General features: G+C 36.3%; 17 protein-coding genes. 9 read left to right on the top strand and 8 right to left on the bottom strand.

The genetic code is table 11. The features are described from left to right. The first annotated feature begins 20 nt into the window (after nt 1-20). From RICGR_RS05645 to RICGR_RS05620, 6 genes are all read left to right on the top strand, one after another. Entirely contained in the window at nt 21-560 is a 540-nt protein-coding gene (locus RICGR_RS05645) for a hypothetical protein (protein WP_006035439.1), read from the top strand. A gap of 175 nt (nt 561-735) precedes the next feature. Further along, nucleotides 736-1425 (top strand): pilus assembly protein PilP, encoded by a 690-nt coding sequence (locus tag RICGR_RS07530; protein WP_240992232.1) that lies wholly within the window; start codon nt 736-738, stop codon nt 1423-1425. Between the two features lie 11 nt (nt 1426-1436). Beyond that, nucleotides 1437-2765 carry a type IV pilus secretin PilQ gene (gene pilQ / locus RICGR_RS05635; RefSeq protein ID WP_006035615.1) on the top strand — a complete coding sequence of 443 codons (1329 nt, stop codon included), beginning with the start codon at nt 1437-1439 and terminating at the stop codon, nt 2763-2765. Between the two features lie 52 nt (nt 2766-2817). Beyond that, a complete protein-coding gene (locus RICGR_RS05630; protein WP_006035714.1) occupies nt 2818-3900 on the top strand; it encodes an FUSC family protein in 1083 nt (360 codons plus the stop codon). A gap of 5 nt (nt 3901-3905) precedes the next feature. Then, nucleotides 3906-4976: a uroporphyrinogen decarboxylase gene (gene hemE / locus RICGR_RS05625; protein ID WP_006035094.1), complete on the top strand. Its 1071-nt coding sequence runs from the start codon at nt 3906-3908 to the stop codon at nt 4974-4976. 414 nt (nt 4977-5390) lie between these two features. Next, on the top strand, nt 5391-6056 hold the full coding sequence (locus RICGR_RS05620; RefSeq protein WP_006035813.1) for a hypothetical protein: 666 nt from the start codon (nt 5391-5393) through the stop codon (nt 6054-6056). Nucleotides 6057-6125: 69 nt separating this feature from the next. Here RICGR_RS05620 and nhaA read toward each other — a convergent pair whose 3' ends face one another. The 6 genes from nhaA to RICGR_RS05590 form a co-directional block, all read right to left on the bottom strand. After that, a complete protein-coding gene (gene nhaA / locus RICGR_RS05615) occupies nt 6126-7280 on the bottom strand; it encodes a Na+/H+ antiporter NhaA (RefSeq protein ID WP_006035207.1) in 1155 nt (384 codons plus the stop codon). Nucleotides 7281-7286: 6 nt separating this feature from the next. Then, nucleotides 7287-7994 (bottom strand): DNA polymerase III subunit epsilon, encoded by a 708-nt coding sequence (gene dnaQ, locus RICGR_RS05610; protein WP_006035400.1) that lies wholly within the window; start codon nt 7992-7994, stop codon nt 7287-7289. A 56-nt stretch (nt 7995-8050) separates the two neighbouring features. Beyond that, complete coding sequence (locus tag RICGR_RS05605) at nt 8051-10807, bottom strand: valine--tRNA ligase (protein ID WP_040615597.1); 2757 nt, start codon at nt 10805-10807, stop codon at nt 8051-8053. Nucleotides 10808-10812: 5 nt separating this feature from the next. After that, nucleotides 10813-11253 carry a DNA polymerase III subunit chi gene (locus RICGR_RS05600; protein WP_006034895.1) on the bottom strand — a complete coding sequence of 147 codons (441 nt, stop codon included), beginning with the start codon at nt 11251-11253 and terminating at the stop codon, nt 10813-10815. Nucleotides 11254-11269: 16 nt separating this feature from the next. After that, the gene (locus tag RICGR_RS05595; protein WP_006035167.1) at nt 11270-11833 is read right to left on the bottom strand and encodes a transglycosylase SLT domain-containing protein; all 564 of its coding nucleotides are present in this window, start codon (nt 11831-11833) and stop codon (nt 11270-11272) included. Between the two features lie 135 nt (nt 11834-11968). Further along, on the bottom strand, nt 11969-12310 hold the full coding sequence (locus RICGR_RS05590) for a histidine triad nucleotide-binding protein (protein ID WP_006035744.1): 342 nt from the start codon (nt 12308-12310) through the stop codon (nt 11969-11971). 93 nt (nt 12311-12403) lie between these two features. Here RICGR_RS05590 and ppa point away from each other — a divergent pair, with 93 nt between their 5' ends. The 3 genes from ppa (at nt 12404) to topA (ending at nt 16580) form a co-directional block, all read left to right on the top strand. Then, the gene (ppa, locus tag RICGR_RS05585; protein ID WP_006035145.1) at nt 12404-12955 is read left to right on the top strand and encodes an inorganic diphosphatase; all 552 of its coding nucleotides are present in this window, start codon (nt 12404-12406) and stop codon (nt 12953-12955) included. A 143-nt stretch (nt 12956-13098) separates the two neighbouring features. Continuing rightward, the gene (gene dprA / locus RICGR_RS05580; RefSeq protein WP_006035181.1) at nt 13099-14253 is read left to right on the top strand and encodes a DNA-processing protein DprA; all 1155 of its coding nucleotides are present in this window, start codon (nt 13099-13101) and stop codon (nt 14251-14253) included. A 2-nt stretch (nt 14254-14255) separates the two neighbouring features. Beyond that, nucleotides 14256-16580, top strand: coding sequence for a type I DNA topoisomerase (gene topA, locus RICGR_RS05575; protein ID WP_006036001.1), 2325 nt, complete (start codon nt 14256-14258; stop codon nt 16578-16580). Nucleotides 16581-16642: 62 nt separating this feature from the next. On the opposite strand, the gene xseA is transcribed toward topA, so the two are convergent. Together xseA and relA are read right to left on the bottom strand one after the other, a co-directional pair. After that, the gene (gene xseA / locus RICGR_RS05570) at nt 16643-17836 is read right to left on the bottom strand and encodes an exodeoxyribonuclease VII large subunit (RefSeq protein WP_006035695.1); all 1194 of its coding nucleotides are present in this window, start codon (nt 17834-17836) and stop codon (nt 16643-16645) included. A gap of 78 nt (nt 17837-17914) precedes the next feature. Next, nucleotides 17915-20125 (bottom strand): GTP diphosphokinase, encoded by a 2211-nt coding sequence (gene relA / locus RICGR_RS05565; RefSeq protein ID WP_006035168.1) that lies wholly within the window; start codon nt 20123-20125, stop codon nt 17915-17917. Between the last annotated feature and the right edge of the window lie 82 nt (nt 20126-20207).

Raw genomic sequence — 20207 nt, 5'->3', positions numbered from 1 at the left:
CATCGCAAACAGGTAACCGTATGAAGTCAATTAATTTATTACGTTTAAAAAAAGAAAAAAATATTGAATGGCGGAAATTTTATTTTATATGGATAGTCACGTTATTACTATGCGTTATGTTTGTTTTTTTGGAGAGAAAATTGCTTATTTGGAAAATAAAGCAATACCAATTAGCCCAAAACAGTGCACGGATGCAACTGAAAACCATCTCAGAAACAGTAGAAAAAATGAAAAAATTACAGGTCAAAGAAAAAATAGTAACCGAAGTGACAACAGTTACCCGTATTAATCATCAGAAAATTAAAAAATTTATGGATTTTTTAATTTATTTTAGCCAGTTAATAAAGCCAAATAATAATGTTATTCGCTTGTCGGAATTTAATCTCGCCGGTTATAGCGTATTACTTCAGGATATTCCTGAAAATCAATTTTTATTTTTGATAAATAATTTACAATTACGATACGGTCAAAAATTGCAATGGAAAATATTAAATAAAACATCTGAATTATATTTAGATTCCATTATTAAAATAATCTTTAACGAACATAAAAATGAATAAAGGGACTGCATTATACGTAAAAAAATTTAATTTAAAATGTATTGTGATGACACGCTTCGGTTTTAAAGGAGTTATAATGATACTTACTTTTTTAGTTGTTTATACATTCGCATACCACTATACATTACAGCCACTTTTTAAAGAAAAAGAAAACGCTAATTTAAAGCTAAAAGATTTGAATCAAAAATTAAATAAAAAATATTATGAAGTTATTAATTTTTATAAGAACAATAATGTTAATGAGATAAACAAAAAAATTAATTCATTTTTTAATCAGGATAATTCAAATTATATTTTAAAGGAAATGGTGAATCCGCTGCTTATTTCCCTGCCCTCTTATAGTAACCAAGTCAATATTTTGTCACCTAACTGTTTTTTAAAAATTATTGAAATACAAAGTAATTTTTCAAGTCATTTCAATAACATCGTAAGATTTTTAAATAAGATTTCAAAATCAAATTCCCCCCTGATTCTGAAAAATTTTAAATGGGTTTTTTCTAGCGAAAAACCAAACGCGAACAATCACGGTATTCATTTTTTTATTTCCGGTTATGTTCCTTATTTTAACAAAGCGTTAAAAATTTTGGATAAAAAATATAAACCCGTTTATAAAAATAATTTCCCATCCAAAAATAGATTAATAAAATTTCCTTTGCAAAAGATAAAGTTAATCGGATTTTTATCAAAAAATAATAATAAATTCGCGCTTGTTAAATTAGTAGACAATCAGGTATGCAAGGTAAAAATAGGTGATTATTTAGGCGTAGAACATTATACGGTTGTAGGGATTTATAATGGAGAAATTTTTATTCAAGATAAAAATTTAAAAAAAATTAAAAGCATTAAGTTTAAAATGGGAGAATAGAAAAATTTTGTATGTTAAAAACTTTTTGTAAAAAAATAATTTTTTCTTTATTTTTAGCAATCGCGTTAAATTTTCAATTAGTAGCGCACGAAAATAGTTTTGAAAAAAAAGATGAAAAAATAACGTTGAATTTTAATCACATTAATGTGAACGCTGCGTTACGCTATTTGTCTGAATTAAATAATAATAATTTAATTATTGATGAAATAATACAAGGGAAATTAAGTATTTATTTACATGATGTTAGTTGGGATCAAGCATTAGATTGTATTTTACAAACACGAGGCCTTGCTAAACAAGCGATTCCTCATGGTTGGTTTATTACTACTGCAGAAAATTTATTAAAGCAAGAAAAAGTGAATTCAGATATTCAAAAAGAAAAAAATAACTTATGTCCATTAATATTTAAAGTGATTCCCATTCGTTACAGGAAAGCATCTGAGATTATTAAATTATTAAAGGATAAAGCGAATACGCTTTTATCAGCACAAGCGATTGTTAATGCCGATAATTTAACGAATAGTTTATGGATTAAAGATTCTCCGGTACAAATGAATAGAATTATTCATTTAATTAAAAAATTAGATAAACCTATTGGGCAAATTTTGATAGAGGCACGAGTAGTCAGCATTGATCAAAATAAAGAAAAGGAATTAGGTGCGCAATTTAATTTAAGTAGAATGCGCCCGGTTAATGATCTTTTAAAGTCTACGCTTAGAAATGAGGTTAGTAACCAGAATACTCATTTATTACAACATTTAACGATGGATTTACCGCTTTTTTCAGCAAATTCTTTAGGTCTAGCTTCCTTAGGGTTACGTTTGCTGAACTTAGGAAAAAATTCTTTTTTAGATCTAGAACTCTCAGCACTAGAAAAAGAAGGAGCGGCGGAGGTTATTTCTACTCCTCATTTAATAACGGCGGATCAACAACCCGCATTTATAGAGGCAGGTGATGAAATACCTTATCAAGAAAAAGCATCGGGCGGGGGAACGAGTCTTATTTTTAAAAAAGCAGTATTGTCCTTGAAAGTGACACCTCAAATTATGCCTCAAGAGCGTATAATTTTAGATTTAGAGGTTAACCAAGATCAACCCAATTCGGTTATGGTTGATGCGCCAACAATAAAAGCACGAGGAATTAAAACCCAAATTATCGTAAAAAGTGGTGAAACTATTGTATTAGGCGGAGTCTATGAGTATTCTCAAGGTAAATTAGAGCAGCGCGTTCCTTTTTTAGGCAGCTTACCTTTAATTGGGCGGTTATTTCGTTTAACTAAGGTTTATAATAGACGAAGTGAGCTTTTGATATTTTTAACACCATTGCTTTTAAGAGGCTAATGGGCTAGACCATGTAACCGAGTTAATCTTTGTTTATTATGAATGATCCCCTATGCCATTTAAATCACCGTTTCAGCTTTATAAATTAGATCATGATCGCGTTATTCATAGCTTAAAAACAGCTATCGCACTTTTATTTGGCTTATTGATTTCCTATTTATTTAAACTTCCCCTTCAAGGAAGATGGGTCATTATCACCATTTTAGTCGTGATGTGTGCACAATCTCGCGTTGGAGCAATTTTACAAAAATCGTATATGCGCTTTTTAGGAACTATTATCGGTGCCAGTGTTGCCAGTTTGACACTATGGCTTGTTTACCCCAATGTTATATTGACGATATTAATTCTTTGTATTTCTACGGCTGTATTTAGTTATATCGCGGATAGCCCCAGTACGTGGAGCGAAGCAGGCCCTTTAGGCGCTGTGACATTGGCTATTATCCTTATTTCACAAAATCCAAATTTTTATACGGTGATAAGCCGTTTTTTAGAGATCAATTTAGGGATTGTTATTGCTTTATTGGTCTCCCGTTTTATTTGGCCTTTACATTCACATAAAAAATTTCGATATATATTAATAGATACCTTGCAAAGGCTTAAAAGCCTTGCGCAACAATTGGAAGAATTTTTGCCGACGAATAGTGACAAAAACGAAAAAACCTATGAATTTTTTGAGAACAAAATATTAAACAACATAACGATTCAAAAAAAATTATTTCAAGAAGTCATGAGAGAATCATTTGGTCGCTCTCATTTGAATCAAGTGTTTAAAAATGTTTTAAATGCTGAGAGAGAAATTTTACGTTGTATTACGTTGATGAGAAATGCGCTCATGAATTTTTCTGATCAAAACATATTAATTTTTAATCAGCATAAGGAAATACAAAAAATTTATCAACTCATTCAAGATTTTTTTAAAGAAAATATGGATAGGCTTCAAGGAAGGGAGAATAAACAATTTACCGAAGAAGAAAATTTTTTGAATTTAAAAAATTTGAAACAAAAAGTAAGATCACATTTTCAATTATTGGAAATAAATCAATCCGATCAATTTGCTATTGATTTATTTATTTTTAGTGCAGATCGATTATTGGTTCAGCTCTATACATTGCTTCGTTTAATAAAAAAAATGTAAAATTTATGAAAAATTCTCCTTATCGTTTTATACGCGCGCTTTTAAAACAACCCGTTGATCGCACACCGATTTGGATCATGCGACAAGCAGGACGTTATTTACCTGAATATCGTACTGTGCGACGTAAAGCAGGTGATTTTTTAACGTTATGCAAAACGCCTGAGCTGGCGTGTGAAGTCACTTTACAACCGTTGCAACGATTTAACCTCGATGCGGCGATTATTTTTTCAGATATTTTAACGATTCCTGATGCGATGGGTTTAGGACTTTATTTCGTGGAAGGAGAGGGACCTCAATTTCGCAAATCTTTGCAAACGATAAGCGATATTAAAGCCTTATCTATCCCTGATCCGACTGATTTAAATTATGTCATGGATGCGATTCGATTGACTCGTCAAGAATTAAAAGGAAAAGTTCCTTTAATTGGATTTGCAGGAAGTCCATGGACATTGGCTTGCTACATGGTAGAAGGCGGGAGTAGTCGCGATTTTATAAAAATTAGATCACTGTTATATCAAGAGGTTAAAACCTTGCATTATTTATTGAATAGTCTGACTCAAGCCATTATTTTATATTTACGTGCACAAATTAAAGCGGGCGTGCAAACCATCATGATTTTCGATACCTGGGGTGGATTATTGACGCCGGCCACCTATCAAGAATTTTCTTTAGAATATATGACACAAATTGTGACTAATTTAAAGAATAATTTTGAGGAAAAAATCCCTATTATTTTATTTACGAAAGGTGGAAATTTGTGGTTAGAAAAAATAGCAACATCAGGTTGCGATGCAATAGGTTTGGATTGGACGATGGAGATAGGTGCGGCTCGACAAAGAGTGAAGGATAAAAAAATAGCGTTACAAGGAAATATGGATCCCGCAGTCCTATTGGGAAACGCCAAAACTATTCGGCGTGAAGTGAAGCATATTCTTCAATCTTATGGAAATGGTTCAGGCCATATTTTTAATCTGGGTCACGGAATTTCACAATACACTCCGCCTGAAAATGTAAACATCATGATTAATGCGGTCCATGAATGGAGTCCTTTTTTTCACCAATCCCATGATTTTTAAATTTATGTTTTTAATTTTTTAAAACACTTTTTTTATAGTGATCAAATTTAAATTTTTTTCTTTTTCAATGTCCTTTAATTTTAAAGTGGCTATATAAGATAAAATGTAAAGCGGCGGCTTGGACGTTTTGCGATGGGTTTAAATAAGGTAACGGCGTTTAGATTGTGCTCGTTAAAATTCGGCTGAGGTGAATATAGTTTTTTCATGGCTATCCTATTATAAATTTTTAAATAACAAATTAATAATTTTCTTTCTATTTTTTATTTTAAAGATTGATCTAAAAATTTGATTACTATAATATTTTCTGCGTTTGGATGTTACCTGTCAAAGGAGGATCTTATTCAACTTTCCTTTTATGCTTATTATGAACGACAAGATTAGTCTATAAAATTTTCTTAACTATTCGAGGTTATTATGCCGATATTAAAACGTGACTTATATGAAGGACTTTCTACTTTAAACAAAGAATACTTGGCCGAAAAAAATATAACAGTGGATGATAATTATTCAGATATTGATTTGGGTCCTGAAGCACCTCAAATTATTAATGAACTTAAGCGAAATGAAAAAAGCAAATTGGAAATTTGTGATAAACGTTATCAGTGTGAAAAAAATAGAATAAGAAATATCGTTTTATTTTTGAGTGCAACCGTTGCTTTGTTAGGTGGCGTATTTGCTTTAGTATCATTTTTTATGATTGCGATGCCTATACTCCCTTTTTTATTATTAAGTTTTAGTTTCGTGGGAGTCATTGAATTAGTTTTAAATTATAATCTGAGTAGAGATTTAGCCCATATTTTTCATGCGCGTCGCACGTTAGACCAACTTAATAAACTGGAAATAAATATCTCTCCGGAAGATAGGGAAGCGATTGGTGAAAATATCTTAACAATACATAATCAAATAAAAAAAGTGCATGATAAAATAGATTCTTTAGAAGTTCAAGAAACCAAAACCGCTCAAAATATTTCTCAGATTTTGGCTAAGTTAGGGACATTTTCGATGCCGTCTACGCCTATTTCGAATACCGAACCTGCTAATGAAGAATCCCCCCATCGAGAAAACGCACCGAGTCTTTGATTGAGTTAATGTGGGCTATTGTTGGTTTCGAATCGAGAATAGTCCGCTACAGTGCTATCAATAAAGCGACTATCTTTCTGGTTTAAAATACAAAATATAATAACCTGAAATTCCCGATAACAGGGAACCTATAAAAACACCAAAACGGACTAATGATGTTAATTGACTGTCATCAAAAGCAAGATCAGCAATAAATAAGCTCATCGTAAACCCTATTCCACACATTAAGGCAATCCCATAAATATGTCTCCAGTTGACATGATGAGGTAGTTTTGCGAATTTCGTTTTTACGGCTATCCAACTTGATCCAAAAATCCCTATGGGTTTACCAAAAAATAAGCCAACAATAATCCCTAACGGCAAGGGGTGAAAAAAAGCTGATTTATTTAATGTGGCGAATGAAAGCCCTGCATTGGCAAAAGCAAAAAGTGGTAAAATGGCGTAAGCAATCCAGGGGTGTAATTGATGTATTAAGTCACGCAGCAAAGAATGATCATTTTTATGATCATTTTTTAATGGAATAGTAAAACCGAACAGTACACCCGCGATAGTCGCGTGGATTCCAGACTGAAGAATAAGTATCCATAACAGAATTCCTAATAGGAAATAAGGAAGAAATGGTTGGGTTTTATAATAATTGAGCAAAATAAGTCCTAGAAAAGTCAGTATTGCTAAAAATAAGTAAAACCACCCTATTTGTTGTGTGTAAAAAAAGGCAATAATGATAATTGCGCCGAGATCATCAATAATCGCCAATGCCATTAAGAAGATTTTTAAAGCAACAGGGATACGTTTTCCAAGCAATGAAAGAACACTTAAAGAAAAAGCAATATCGGTTGCCATAGGAATGGCCCAACCCGATATCCATTGTGGGTGAGCGTGATTGAACGCTAAGTAAAATAATGCAGGGACTATCATCCCTCCTAGTGCAGCACAGGTGGGTAATAAAGCTTTGGCTCGATTATTGAGTTCTCCTTGAATTAATTCCCGTTTAATTTCTAAACTGACTAAGAAAAAAAAAATAGTCATTAAGCCATCATTGACAAAATGTAAAAAGGAAAAATGCACATAAGTACCCAATTGAATATTGAAATTTAAGAAAGTTTGGTAACCCGTTTGCCACGGTGAGTTAGCAAAGATTAAAGCGAACAGCGTGGCTAACCCCAGTGCAATACCGCCCGAAGCCTCGAGTTGAAAAAATTTATGTAAAAATTGAATACGCATTTTTCATTATTCCTTCGAGTAATGAAGCCATTTACACTGCCCGGAAAGTGAATAAATATGGTTTAAATAATTTTTATGAGCCGTTAACTCTTCACAAGTGGCATAAATAATAGGTAGTGTAGTCGCCTCTGTGGTTTTTTTTTGTCGGGCATGCGTTTGAATAGTCAGTGGTTTCGGTTCGTTAAATAAATGGGTTTGACCACCCGTCATGGCAAGATAAACGCGGGCAAGTAATTCGGCATCTAATAAAGCGCCGTGTTTATCTCGTTTTGAATGGTCAATGTTATAACGCTTACACAGTGCATCTAAGCTATTACGTTGGCCAGGATGTAACTGACGTGCAAGGAGAAGGCTATCTAATATCTGACAATAATCGGTCATTTTTTTATATTTTTTTTTAGTGAGCGTTAACTCATACTCTAAAAAAGCTAAATCAAACGGGGCATTGTGAATAATGAGTTGTGAATCTTTAATAAAATTGAGTAATTCATCAGCAATGGTTGTAAATACGGGTTTATCCATAAGAAATTCAGTACTTAAACCATGAATAGCAAATGCACCCGGATCGCTGTCACGTCCTGGATTAAGATAGCAATGAAACTGTCTTTTTGTGAGCTGTCGATCGATTAATTCTAAACAACCTATTTCGATGATTCGATGCCCGTTATTAATGTCTCTACCGGTAGTCTCAGTATCTAAAATAATTTGACGCATAACATAAAAGTAAATGAATAATTAAAACTCATTTTACGTGTCGTTTGGTGAACTGGCTAGTTTTCTTTCAATAAATGTAATTGATTTTCTAATTTCTGTTGAGTGGTCGTAAAATGAATGAACCGTTGTTGTTCTTTTTCAATAATTTCAGGCGGCGCTTTTTTAACAAAAGCGCTATTATCGAGCTTGGATCGGGATCGTTGAATTTCTTTTTCTAATTTTAATAGCTCTTTTTTTAAACGTTGAATTTCAGCGTGCGTGTCAATGAGTCCTTCCATAGGGATGAGTAACTCTAAATTGTTAACAATGTTCATGGCATAATGCGTATTTTTATCTTTTTCATTAATCCAATGGATGTCGTTTACTTTAGCGAGGTTGAGAATATCTTCGTGAAAGATACGGGTATTTTTACGATCGTGTTTACTTCCTTTAAAAAGCAATAAAGAAATTTTTTTATTCGGGATTAGTTTTATTTCACTACGTAGTGTACGAACGGCATGGATGATATTTTTTAACCAAATTAAATCTAATTCTGCAGACGTGTCTTTTTTGAGCGGATCACATTGAGGGTAGTTTTGTATCGTTAAACTCGATCCGGTTTGCCCCATCAAAGGGCCGATAGCTTGCCAAATTTCTTCAGTGATAAAAGGCATTAACGGGTGTAATAGTCGCAAACTAATCTCTAAAAAGGAAATTAAGCACATTAACGTTTCTTGTCGTTCAGGTGACGAAAGATGAGCAAGAATAGGTTTCGCTAATTCAACATACCAGTCACAGTATTCATTCCAGATAAACTCATAAATACTGTGTGCCATCAAATCAAACCGATAATCTTGAACGTGTGTATTCATCTCGGCAATGCAATTTTGTAGCAAAGAACTAAACGCACGATTAATGGGAAGGGTTAGTTTATGCGTGAAGTTGAAATTGTTCTGATTTTTAGTATGCATTAAAACAAAACGCGCGGCATTCCAGAGTTTATTACAAAAGTTTCGATAACCTTCGGTTCGTTTTAAATCAAAACGTATATCACGCGTGGGAGAAGCTAATGCGCAATAGGTAAATCGTAACGCATCGGTACCTAAAGAAGGGATTCCTTTTGGAAATTGTTGTCGCGTAGCCGATTCAATTTTTTGGGCCATTTGAGGTTGTAATAGGCCTTGAGTTCGTTTTCTCACCAAATCATCCACACGAATGCCCTCTACGACATCGAGCGGGTCTAAAACATTTCCTTTTGATTTTGACATTTTTTGACCATCCTGATCACGTATGAGCCCTGTGATGTAAACGGCTTTAAAAGGAACTTGGTGAGTAAAATGTAATCCAAGCATTAACATCCGTGCGACCCAAAAAAAGATAATATCAAACCCGGTAACAAGCACATTAGTGGGATAAAATAGTTTAAATTCCGGTGTTGATTGAGGCCAACCTAACGTGACAAAAGGCCAAAGTGCAGATGAAAACCAGGTATCGAGTACATCTTCATCTTGTTTTAATCGGGTATCGGGTCTGAGAGAATAATGTTGACGGATGCTTTTTTCATTTTGACCGACATAAGCATGACCTTGCTCATCATACCAAACGGGTATACGGTGTCCCCACCAGAGTTGACGACTAATACACCAATCTTCTATGTTTTCGAGCCATTGCAAGCAAATTTTTCGCCAAGTGGGTGGAATGAAATCCAGTTTTCCTTGAATAATAACGTCTATAGCCGGTTGTGCTAAAGGTTGCATCGACATAAACCATTGGTCGGTCAGATAAGGCTCTATCACCGTGCCCGAGCGATCACCGCGTGGAATTTTTATTAAATAATCTTCTGTTTTTTCTAATAAGTGGAACTGCTCTAAATCATTTATAACGTGTTGTCGTGCAACAAAGCGTGCTAATCCGCGATATTTTTTGGGAACATGTTCATTGAGATGTGCACGAGGCGTAAAAATAGTGATACAAGGGAGATGATGTTTTTGTCCTATGGCATAATCGTTAAAGTCATGTGCGGGTGTAATTTTTACGCAACCACTACCAAATGCTGGATCGACAGAAGAATCAGAAATGATGGGGATAACACGACGAGTCAATGGAATTGCTACTTTTTTACCGATATAGGGGAGATAACGGGGGTCATCAGGGTGTACAGCAATGGCGACATCACCAAATAATGTCTCAGGTCGCGTTGTGGCAACCTGTAAAAAACCATCACACTCTACGAAGGGATAGCGAATAGTCCATAAATGTGCTTTTTCTTCTTGATGGATCACTTCAAGATCAGAAACTGCGGTTAAAAGTTCGGGGTCCCAATTCACTAAACGTTTTCCTCGATAAATTAAACCCTGGGCATATAAATCAATGAATACTTTTTCTACGGCCGCAGAAAAATCAGTATCTTGCGTGAATCGCTCTCGAGTCCAATCTATCGATGCACCGAGGTAACGTAATTGGTCGGTTATCCGACTGCCGGATTTATTTTTCCAGTCCCATATCGTGCTTACAAATGTTTCACGTCCTAAATCATGTCGAGATTTTCCTTGTGCTAACAATTGGCGTTCGACCACCATTTGTGTAGCGATCCCCGCATGATCGGTTCCGCCTTGCCATAAAACATTTTTTCCACACATTCGTTGATAACGAACTAACACATCCATTAAGGTGACTTGAAAACCATGCCCCATATGTAAGCTTCCTGTAACATTAGGGGGAGGAAGCACAATACAATAGGGCTCACCTTGTCCGGAAGGTTGAAAATAAGAATGCATTTCCCATTGTTTTCGCCAATGCGCTTCTATTTGCTGGGGATCATAGTTTTTATTTATCATGGTCAGTTTATGTGATGTGTCATTAAGTGACATTGTTGTGTTTTATAAAATTTATATTTTTGACGCGATTGATTTTTATTTTCATTTTCTTCAGATACGACTTCAATAATCCGTGAGAAGGTTGAAAAATAATCAGGAACGCGGGTGCTCAGATTCAATAAAATATCAGCATGAAGTTCGACGGGTTTGTTCACGGCGATATGAACGGTTAACAAGGGATCGATGCTTGAATCAACCTCTAAATAACGATGCGGGATAAAGCTAATATCTCGAAAGGTCCACAATAATTCATCGAACCGTTGACCTTCTTCAGCCGTATTAACCTGTATAAAAATTTTTTTGTGTTGGAGAAAAGCTTTATCGATGAGACGGCAACTAAAACGATAGCGGTCTTCTTGAAAAACTGTATTTAATAAATAAAAATCAATGGTGGTAGTGAACATAGGTTATAACAACGTGCTAAAAAGGATCTTCGGAAGGCTTATTTTCTGCTTTTTTCGCGTAGTGGTTGAAATGAGGCTTTTTTTCGGCGGCCAACATACCCGGGTCACGTGCTTTTTCAACCAGTGCATTAAAAGGATGTGATTGAGCATAACGAATGATTGGGTAAGCATAAGAGAGCCCATTTTGTGGGTTTTTAGTTTTATAGCGTGAAAGTACGCACGAGGGAACCGTTACTTTTGGATTCTGAGCTGCAAAGGATTGGCATTGCAGGCGTAACTTTTCTAAAATTTGTGTACCAACAACCACATTTTTACACGGTCTAAATAAATCGGAAACATGCGCATCCACTTCTGAAAGCCAGCGATTAGGAATTTGCATTAATCCAATTTCCGGGTTTTTCCCTAAACTGATTTGTCGGTGCGTATATCGAATGGCCGCAGAAATCGTTTTAAAGGATCGCGTATCGCCCTCAACAGAAACGACTAAAGGATTATTTCGGGATCCTGTTTGTATCATTGCATAAGGAATAGAATTGTCAGTATAAAGACTGCAAGCTAAAACCAATGTAACGAGATCCATGATGAGCGTCCAGTGTGATAATGTGTTTTCTTAACGAGAAATATACCTAGGCTTACCTCTCGTTGGCAAGGGATTTTAAGTAAAAACAGGAGTCGGTATTCTTTAAAAAAGAGATAAAATCGAGCCTATTGATTTTTATCCGGGAGGCCAAACGAATGTCCGTCCTCCTAAGAGGTGTATATGGAGATGAAAGATTTCTTGACCTCCATTTTTATTACAGTTAATAACTGTACGATATCCAGATTTATCAATACCTGCTTTTTTGGCTAAATGACGTGCTGTTTGAAATAAATGGCCTATCAAGATCGTATCGTTATCCGATAGATCATTCAGTGTCGCGATATGTTTTTTAGGGACAATGAGCTGATGTATCGGCGCTTGAGGATGTTGATCGCGGAAAGCAATCATCGCATCATCGTGATACACCATTTCAGCAGGAATTTCTTTTTTTATAATTTTGCAAAAAATACAATCCATAGTCGGCCTCTATTAGCGGGTAAACGAGGGTAGCTTAAGTCAGTGGGTTTGTTTATTATTATGCTTCAAAAATAGAATTTTAGGAAATATAAAATGTTGAATGCGCTTGTAACGTTAGGTCCAGGTAAAAAAATACCCGACGAAATAAATGTGGTGATAGAAATCCCGAGTCATAGTGATCCGATTAAATATGAGGTTGATAAGGAAACGGGTGCGCTCTGTGTGGATAGGTTTTTAGGAACAGCTATGTACTATCCCTGTAATTATGGTTACGTTCCCTCTACGTTGTCGGAGGATGGCGATCCGGTTGATGTGTTGGTAGTGGCTCCTTTTCCTTTGTTAGTGGGTTGTGTTATTTGTTGTCGCTTAATTGGCATGTTAAAAATGAAAGATGAATCCGGTAATGATGCTAAAATTTTAGCCGTTCCTATCGATAAATTATCTTCACTGTATCACACAATAAAGACGTGGAAAGATTTACCGCAACAACTGATTCAAAGCATTCAGCATTTTTTTGAGCATTATAAAGACTTAGAAAATGGGAAATGGGTCCAAGTAGAAGGTTGGGTAGGTCCTGAAGAAGCAAAAATGGAAATGGTAACGAGTATCGAACGGTATAAAAAAACTTTATCGTTGTTGAGATAGAATAGAAGGGAACGATAACTCCTTAAAAGATGATTTAATCTGTAAAGCCTGTTGTTTGTCGTTTCCTGAAAAATATCCTTGAAACATTGTGTACTAAAATGAGACACTTCATTTAAAGGTTGTCAATTAAAAATGCACATTTTATGGATAGGGCTTTGGATGAAATAGGATATTGGTTAGCGCTTTATACCATCCCACAGTGTGGTATTCATACCGCTTTACTATTATTAAAAAAATTTAAGACGCCTAAAGAAATTTTATCAGCATCGTATGATGAATTAATTCAGGCCGGTATCCGCCCAACATTGGCGAGTCATTTGAAAAATCCAGATTGGGAAAGAGTGGAATTAGGCTTACACTGGTTAGAACAACCTCAGAATTCTATTTTTCATTGGGGTCATGACGCTTATCCGTCATTATTGAATGAAATTGCTGATCCGCCACTCATTTTATTTATGAAAGGTGAGGTATCTATTTTACAGCGTCAAATGTTAGCGATCGTTGGAGCGCGTAGCCCAACCCCTACGGGCCGGGAAATTGCTTATCAATTGGCCAATGAATTAACGGAGCAAGGATTTGTCATTATAAGCGGCTTGGCGAAAGGGATTGATGGGGCAGCGCATCAAGGTGCTTTATTTGATAAAGCCGCAACGATTGCTGTATTAGGAAGTGGGATCGAATGTATTTATCCAAGTTGTCATCGCGCCTTAGCAAACGAAATAGTGGAAAAAGGAGGATTGTTGATATCTGAATTTTTTCCTAATACTTCACCGAAAGCCAACTATTTCCCTCGACGAAATAGGATAATTAGTGGTCTAAGTTTAGGTGTTATCGTGGTGGAAGCGTCTCTACGGAGTGGCTCGTTGATTACGGCACGCTATGCGTTGAATCAGGGAAGGGAGGTTTTTGCTATTCCAGGTTCCATTCGTAGTCTCTTAAGTCAGGGTTGTCACGCGTTATTAAAAGACGGAGCGACGTTAGTTGAGAATTGTGAAGATATTATACAGAGCCTCTCATTTTTACCTCAATGTGTTCTTTCTTCTGATAAGGACAACGTAGGCGTGAAGGGGGGACACAACAAAATCCCTCGATCTCCATTGACCCCCCAAAAAAACCAACGATCCAGTCTTGATTCACAGGACAAAAAGCTTGTAGAGTGCCTTGGATTTGAAACAACAAGTATTGATAGCGTGTTGGCAAGAACAAAGTTACCTATAACTACGGTGCTTGACCGTTTATCCATATTACAACTACAAGGGTATATTGATAAGGTTCCTGGTGGTTATGTGAGGAAATAAAGATGGCAAAAAATTTATTGATTGTAGAATCACCAGCTAAAGCGAAGACGATTAAAAAATATTTAGGTAAAGAATTTGAAATCTTGGCTTCCTATGGCCATATTCGTGATTTGATCCCTAAAGAAGGCGCGGTAAACCCAGAGAAAGGGTTTGCAATGCAATATGCGCTCATTGAAAAAAATGCCAAACATATGGATACCATTATTAAGGCATTTAAAAATGCGGATGCGCTTTATCTCGCAACCGATCCTGATCGTGAAGGAGAGGCCATTGCTTGGCATATTTATGAAATTTTAAAACAAAAAAAATTATTAAAAAGTAAACCTATTTATCGTGTCGTATTCCACGAGATTACTAAAACGGCGATTAAGGCCGCCATGTTAAATCCACGACGGATTGCGATGGATTTAGTCAATGCACAACAAGCACGTCGCGCATTAGATTATTTGGTTGGTTTTACTTTATCGCCTTTATTATGGAAAAAAGTCCGGCGAGGCTTGTCTGCAGGACGTGTTCAGAGTCCCGCGTTACGATTAATTGTAGAACGTGAAGAAGAAATCGAAGCCTTTAAATCTCAAGAATATTGGACAATTACAGCCAATAATCAATCGAATAATAAATTTTTTGCTGCCCGTTTAATTCAGTATCAACACAAAAAATTAAGTCAATTTAGTATTACGACACGAGAGAAGGCAACTGAAATTAAAGAAAATTTGTTACAGCGCGCCGAAGGAGATTTAGAGGTTATCAAGGTTGATAAAAAACAACGTAAACGTAATCCAGCAGCGCCTTTTACAACCTCCACTTTGCAGCAAGAAGCCGGTCGTAAATTAGGTTTTACTGCACAACGAACGATGCGTCTTGCGCAACAACTTTATGAAGGAATTGATGTCGGTGAAGGTTTAGTGGGATTGATTACCTATATGCGAACGGATTCTGTTCATTTATCCAATGAGGCTATAGTTTCAATACGTGAGCTGATTTTACAACGCTACGGGGAAAAAGATTTACCCGAGTCACCTCGGCATTTTCGGACTAAAAGTCGTAATGCGCAAGAGGCACATGAAGCCATCCGGCCGACACATGTAGAATTTTCCCCTGAGCAATTAAAAAAACATTTAGCCCCTGATCAATTTAAATTATACGAACTTATTTGGAAACGTGCAGTTGCTTCGCAGATGATTCATGCCACTATCGACACTGTGACAATTGATTTAAGTGCAAAAGCAGCGAAGGATCATTGTTTTCGAGCCAATGGTTCAACTATTGTGCATGCAGGTTTTATGACCGTTTATTTAGAAAGTTATGATGACAGCAAAGCTAAAGCATCAGATGATGATAGAATTAAATCTGAAGAAGAGAACATGTTGCCAGCATTAAAAGTAGGGGATCAAGTTAATCTTATCGACATGAGTGCCGATCAACATTTTACTGAACCGCCCCCACGTTACAGTGAAGCCAGTTTGGTGAAGGCCTTAGAAGAACGTGATATTGGTCGACCTTCAACGTATGTGCCTATTATTTCAACTTTACAGCAAAGAGAATATGTCACACTTGATCAAAAAAGATTTAAACCGACGGATGTTGGTCGAATAGTGAACAAATTTCTTACGCGTTATTTTATGCAATATGTTGATTATGCATTTACGGCGCGATTAGAAGATGAATTGGATCAAATTTCTAGGGGAGAAAAAGAATGGGTTCCTTTGTTACAAGATTTTTGGACTCCGTTTAAAACCCTCATAGAGACCACTGAAGAAACTGTCCAACGAAAAGATGTGACTCAAGAAGCTTTAGATGAAACATGTCCCAAATGTGGTAAAACTTTATCGATACGCTTAGGTAAGCGCGGTCGTTTTATTGGGTGCTCAGGATATCCAGAATGCGACTACACACGCAATATGGATGGTGAAGTAACCACAGTGAGTGAACCAGAAGTGGTTCAAGGGCGTTTGTGTCCCGATTGTGGACATGCCTTACATATAAAAATAGGTCGTTATGGAAAATTTATTGGTTGTAGTCATTACCCTAAATGTAAGCATATAGAGTCTTTAGAAAAACCCATGGATACAGGAATAGAATGTCCAGAATGTCATAAAGGAACATTACTTAAACGCAAATCACGATACGGTAAAATTTTTTATTCCTGCTCAACGTATCCTACGTGCACTTATGCGGTATGGAATGAGCCCATTGAACAAGCGTGTCCGCGTTGTGCGTGGCCTGTCATGACAATGAAGACAACGAAGCGTCGAGGAACTGAAAAAATCTGTCCTCGAAAGGCATGTGGCTATGCTGAATCTCTGCCGGAAATTACAGAAAAATAATAGTTTTTCAGAATGTTTATGTCATTCAAAACAGACTGTCATCGCAGCGGTTTAACGAAAAATTAAAGTTGTTTTTTAACTTCGCACAGTAATTCTCCTTTTGCAAGCTTTGTTGTAATTTCTTGCCCCAATTTTACTTTTTTGCTATTACGTAGAATTTTTTGACTTGTCGCATCTCTCACAATGGCATATCCCCGTGCTAAACTTGCTAAAGGACTGACGGCGTGCAATGTGCGAGATAGGCTAGAAAGTTTTTGCTCATACAAATATAACTGCCTGTTGATACTTAAATGGAGACGTTGCGCTAATTCATCGCAATGCTGAAAACTTGCCTGTAATCGTTGTTGTGGATGACGTAAGCGCTTTGCTAAATTTTCTAAATAGAGATGATTATTTTTTAATAAAGACCCGATCAATTTGATGAGACGTTGGTTTATGCTATCTAATCGACGTTGGTATTCACACCCATCGGGGCTCGCGAGCTGAGCGGCCATCGTAGGAGTCGCCGCACGTTTATCCGCAACAAAATCAGCAATAGTAAAGTCTGTTTCATGTCCAACAGCACTAATAAGCGGTAACTTACTTTTAAAAATAGCTCGGGCAACACATTCTTCATTAAAAGGCCATAAGTCTTCTAGCGTTCCGCCTCCTCTTGCTAAAATAAGAAGATCACATTCTTTGCGTTGATTAGCCGTTTTTATTTGTTCAACAAGTTGCATTCCGGCATTTTTACCTTGAACTAACGAAGGATATAAGATGACCTGAATAGCCGGAAAACGTTTTTTAAGAACAACACAGATGTCTCGAAGTGCGGCACCCGTTTCTGAGCTTATAATCCCGATTGTACGTGGAAACTGAGGTAATGGTTTTTTATGTTTTAAATCAAATAAACCTTGGGCTTTAAGTTGAGCCTTTAATTGCTCAAACGTTTTTCGCAGCATACCCTCACCCGTGGATTCAAATTGATCAATAATTAATTGAAATTCTCCTCGCGTAGGATATAAGGAAATTTTAGCACGCGCTAGAATTTGCATACCATTTTTAAGCAAATTGTCTTTATAAAGTTGTTTGCCTTTAAAAAGAGCACAACGAACCTGTGCTTTTTCATCTTTTAAAGAGAAATACCAATGCCCAGAGTTTGGGCTCGCAAAATTTGAAACTTCACCTTCTACCCAAATGGGTAAAAATGCATCTTCCAATAACGTTTGAACCATTTGGTTCAGCTCAGAAATACTGTAGATTAACTTTTTAGACATGATCAATCCGATATATAAAATAAGAGGATGTTTAAAAGCAGCATGAATATTAGCGTCATTTTTATGCGAATAAAAAATTTAGCTAATGACTTGTCTTCTGACATCGATAACATTAGGAACTTGTTTAATCCGATCCAAAACTTTACTGAGTGAGAGTAAGTTAGGTATTTCGATGGTAAGCTTAATAGACGCCTTCGGATCGGGTTTATCGCTAGCCAGTGTTAACGCAATCAAATTTAGTTTTTCATTCGCAATGAGCGTGGAAACATCACGCAATAAACCCGGTCGATTGTAAGCTTCCACGCAAATGTTAACAGGATAAACCTGACTTGCTTCTTGCCCCCACTCCGCGTCCACTAAACGATTTTGTTTTTCTGGCTCAAGATTCAGTAAATGCATACAATCATCACGGTGGAGAACAATACCACGACTTTGCGTAATAAAACCTCGAATAGGATCACCGGGAACAGGTTTACAACAACCGGCAGTTTGGGTTAACAAATCAGTAACGCCTGCGATACTAATGCCTTCAGGTAAACTACTACGGGGCTTACCCAATAGAATTTCAGGTTGCTCTAAATGAGAAGCTAATTGTTTTTCCTGTGACTGTATCGCATTTAAAAGCTGGGCTAGCCGTAAATCCCCACTGCCTAATGCGGCAAACATATCTTTTTTAGTTTTGAAATGTAATTTACAGGTGAGCTTTTCACTATCAATGTGGGTTAATCCGAGGCGTTGAATTTCTTTATTAAATAATTCTTCACCGTGCAGTAGATGTTTTTCATAGTCTTGATTTTTAAACCAATGATGGGCTTTGGCTTTCGCACGAGCGGTATATAAATAACCGAGATTTGGATTGAGCCAATCAAGACTCGGACTTTCTTGCTTTGAAGTAAGAATTTCAATTTGGTCACCAATTTTAAGTGAGTAGGTTAATGGGACGATAGCACCATTGATTTTTGCACCACGACAACGATGGCCTAATTCGCTATGGATGTGATAGGCAAAATCCAAAGGGGTCGATCCTTTGGGTAAATCAAGAATGTCACCGTTGGGTGTAAACACATAGACCCTATCGTCTAAAACAGTCGTTAGGCCTGGAACGATTGCCTTCCCACGTTTTACCCATTCTTTTTGCCATGCAAGTACTTGGCGTAACCATGCAATTTTAGTGTGGTAACTTTCTTTTTGTTGTTGGGCAGTTTCTTTATATTGCCAATGCGCGGCTAAGCCGTGTTCAGACTCTTGATGCATTTGCTGGGTGCGAATTTGAATTTCAAGTACTTTTTTATGAGGACCGATAACCGCTGTATGAATCGATCGGTAACCATTCGGTTTGGGCGTTGAAATATAATCATCAAATTGTCCTGCTATAGGTGACCATAAGTTATGGATGATGCTTAAAACATGGTAACAGTCTCTAACCGTACTGACCAAAATGCGAATGGCATTTAAATCATAAAGTTCCTCAAATTTTAACTTTTTTTGTTGCATTTTTTTGTAAATGCTATAAATATGCTTAACGCGTCCGTAGGCTTTAAAATTATGTAATTGAGCGTTATCTAACGTTTTTCTTAATTGATTTAAAATGATTTGTATATAGGATTCGCGATCAATTAATCGTTCTTTAAGAAGCTGAGCGATTTGTGTATACACCGTAGGTTCAAGATAATGTAAAGAGAGATCCTCGAGTTCCCATTGTAATTGACCTACACCCAATCGATTCGCTAAAGAAGCATAAATATCTAACGTTTCTCGGGCGTAGGCCTGGCTTGTTTTGGTATCCAACATATCCAAAGTACGCATCGTCGCTGTGCGTTCTGCAAGTTTAATAAGAACAACACGCATGTCTTTTACCATAGCAAGTAGCATTTTTCGAATATTTTCTAATTGCGTTTGATGTAGATTAGCTGCTGGACTGGCGATACGAATCGCATTCATTTGTTTTGCACCTTCAATAATTTTAGCAACATTGGGTCCTAAATGCTCACGCACAGTGTCTAAACAAAGTTCAGCGTAATTGACGCAGCTATAAATTAATGAAGCTGCAATCGTTTCTTTATCAAGATGTAAATTTAACAGAATTTCGGCCATCGTAAGGCCTTGCTGTAAACAGGAAACATGTGTAGGGGTCGTTTTTGTTTCCCCCACTATTTGACTTAAAACAGAAGCTTGCCGGATCAACTTGAAATCTTCTTGACTACGTTGCATTGCAGCATGATGTAGCCATATTTCTAAATTAATACTACCGTCATTGTTTAAGTAGAGCGAATTTTTTAGTTTAACCATTTCAAATTATCCTTGTTTTTAATTTGCAGCGCTAAAAAATTAAAAAAATCTAATGAACTGAGATAAATTTAATTTTAAGTTG

The organism is Rickettsiella grylli, from assembly GCF_000168295.1.
Classification (GTDB): domain Bacteria; phylum Pseudomonadota; class Gammaproteobacteria; order Diplorickettsiales; family Diplorickettsiaceae; genus Aquirickettsiella; species Aquirickettsiella grylli.
The sequence above is the reverse complement of the archived record's forward strand: the minus strand, read 5'-3'. Positions and strand labels throughout refer to the sequence as shown.